This window comes from Peptoniphilus indolicus ATCC 29427 (assembly GCF_000227315.1).
Taxonomy (GTDB): Bacteria; Bacillota; Clostridia; order Tissierellales; family Peptoniphilaceae; genus Peptoniphilus; species Peptoniphilus indolicus.
Window position 1 is genome coordinate 179,199 of the sequence record NZ_JH165063.1, and the last position, 2,328, is coordinate 181,526.

The 2,328-nt window shown below is 31.0% G+C and carries 5 protein-coding genes; all 5 read left to right on the top strand.

What is annotated here, in order from left to right:
- Positions 1 to 198 precede the first annotated feature (198 nt).
- The 5 genes from HMPREF9129_RS11460 (at position 199) to HMPREF9129_RS07520 (ending at position 2,242) form a co-directional block, all read left to right on the top strand.
- Complete coding sequence (locus tag HMPREF9129_RS11460) at positions 199 to 348, top strand: hypothetical protein (protein WP_156792634.1); 150 nt, start codon at positions 199 to 201, stop codon at positions 346 to 348.
- 5 nt (positions 349 to 353) lie between these two features.
- Entirely contained in the window at positions 354 to 638 is a 285-nt protein-coding gene (locus tag HMPREF9129_RS12845) for a transposase (protein WP_004822143.1), read from the top strand.
- Positions 639 to 788: 150 nt separating this feature from the next.
- Positions 789 to 941, top strand: a complete 153-nt coding sequence (locus HMPREF9129_RS11075; RefSeq protein ID WP_004822145.1) for a YvrJ family protein — start codon at positions 789 to 791, stop codon at positions 939 to 941.
- Between the two features lie 286 nt (positions 942 to 1,227).
- A complete protein-coding gene (locus HMPREF9129_RS07515; RefSeq protein WP_004822146.1) occupies positions 1,228 to 1,776 on the top strand; it encodes a sigma-70 family RNA polymerase sigma factor in 549 nt (182 codons plus the stop codon).
- Entirely contained in the window at positions 1,763 to 2,242 is a 480-nt protein-coding gene (locus HMPREF9129_RS07520) for a peptidoglycan recognition protein family protein (RefSeq protein ID WP_004822148.1), read from the top strand. The genes HMPREF9129_RS07515 and HMPREF9129_RS07520 overlap by 14 nt, the downstream gene beginning before the upstream one ends.
- The last annotated feature ends 86 nt before the right edge of the window (positions 2,243 to 2,328 follow it).

Sequence of the window (2,328 nt, forward strand, 5' to 3'; positions counted from 1 at the left end):
TCCGATAAAAAGAAATATCAAAAACATAAAAATTATTGTGCAAACGAAAAATAAAAACATAGATTAATTTAAATTATTGTGAAACTGGCGGACCTCGCTGCACTCGTGCTACCCCTACGATTCGTTAATAAAGCGCAATTTAAAATAAAACAACCCATAAACACAATGAATGATACAATAAACAAAAAGGAGGAAACCATGGAATCAAAACTACAAAAACGAAAAACAATACGGCTAAAAAACTATGATTATTCATCAAATGGAATATACTTTATAACAATATGTGCCGATAAAAAACAAAAATATTTGGAAACATTGAATTTAAAAACCAACCAAATATCATTTTAAATGAATTGGGACAAAAAATTGATAAAACATTAAAAAATATATCTGAAATTGAACACTATATTATAATGCCAAATCATATTCATTTCACATTGGTGTTAATTGATTCCAAAAACTCCGTTCCAAAAATTGTACGTAAATTAAAATCAGATGTAAGCCGAGGTTTAAAATTCCCAGTGTGGCAACGTGGGTATTATGACAGAATTGTCAGAGACGAAAGGGAACATTTGAACGTGTGCGAATATATTGAAAATAATCCATATAATTGGGATAAGGATGAATATTTTTATTAATTTAATTAAACCAAACCGGTAGGGGCGGCACGTGATTGCAAGAAAAATAAAGAATTAAAATATAAACAGACAGATAAAAAGTATAAATAATAAAAAAATATAGGTCCGCCCGTAAACATCAATAAAATAAACATAACAAAGGAGGAAAATATGGACGAAATAATGACACAAGTTTCAAACGTTGGATTTCCAATAGCTATAACATTTTATTTATTATTCAGAATAGAATCCAAGTTAAGTGATTTAACAAATAGTATTCATGAATTAAGCGACAGTATAGGAAATTTAAACAGCAATAAGTAAATTAACTAAAATAGATAGTAATTTATTTTATTGTAAAAAGGTTAAGTCTCGCCGCTCCCTATAACATAACCAAAAAATAACGGGCAGGCTTATATTACTTCATCATATAATTTTTCAATTTGTACATGTTCCTTTAAATTCACAACTAATCTTGAAAAAAATGTGCCGCTCTTGCGAAGTTAAAATAAAAATTCATCCTATAAAATCAAACTTTGACAAAAAAGAACATACGTACTATAATCTACTTAAGAACGTAAGTTCTAAACTAAAATAAGGGAGGTTAGCTATGGATATAAATTATCTAATTGAAAATGCAAACGATGACGAAATCAAACAAGAACTTTTAGAAACTCTGAACCCACTTATAATATCTTCAATATCAAGATATTGCCCAATTAGAGGAGAATTTGAAGACTTGTTGCAAGACGGGAGAGTAATAGTGTTGGAGTGTATCGAAACATACTGTGAAGATAGGGGACATTTTTTAAATTATGTAAAAAACTACTTAAAATATTTCTATCTTGACACAATGAAATACTTAGTAAAACATGAGAGTAAAATTGATCTATTCGAGCCAAATTTTGACATCGAAGATGGACATATTACAGAAGAAGATTTTTTAGAAAGAGAAATAGAAGTTGAGCTTTATAAAGCCATTAGAAAAGTCACAGAAAGACAAAGAGAAGTGCTGGTTCTATATTATTTCAAAGGCAAAAGCCATTCGGAAATAGCTAGCGAACTTGGAATAAAAGTTAGAACGGTAATAAATACAAAAATGAACGCAATTGCAGCGATCAGAAGAGAATTAGGAGACAAAATAAATGTTGATAGATAAAAAACCCACGAAATACAATTTTTCAAAAAGAGGAATGCAAAGGCCGGTGTTTATAGTAGTGCATGATACGGGAAATTATTCGCAAGGAGCCGATGCATTGGCACACTACAGATACTTTGGCAAAGGAGATAGACAAGCTTCGGCTCACTACTTTGTAGACGATAAAGGAAGTGTAGAGATAATAGAAGTAGCCCACGCAGCTTGGCACTGTGGAGACGGAAAAGGTAGATATGGGATAACAAATTCCAATTCAATCGGAGTTGAACTATGTGTTAACCAAGATAGTGATTGGAACAAGACCAAGAAAAATGCTCATGATTTGATAAAATTTTTGATGGCATATTATGGCATACCTTGGGATAGAGTGGTAAGACACTATGACGCATCAAGAAAGATTTGCCCCGCAAAGATGAGCGCCAATAATTGGCAAGAGTGGTGGGAATTTAGAGAGTTATTGAAATTTTAAGTTGAGGCTTTATTTCAATACATACAGGCTGATTTCAGCCTTTTTTATTTATAAGCTTGTATTTAGTTAAATAATTTTCTAAAAAT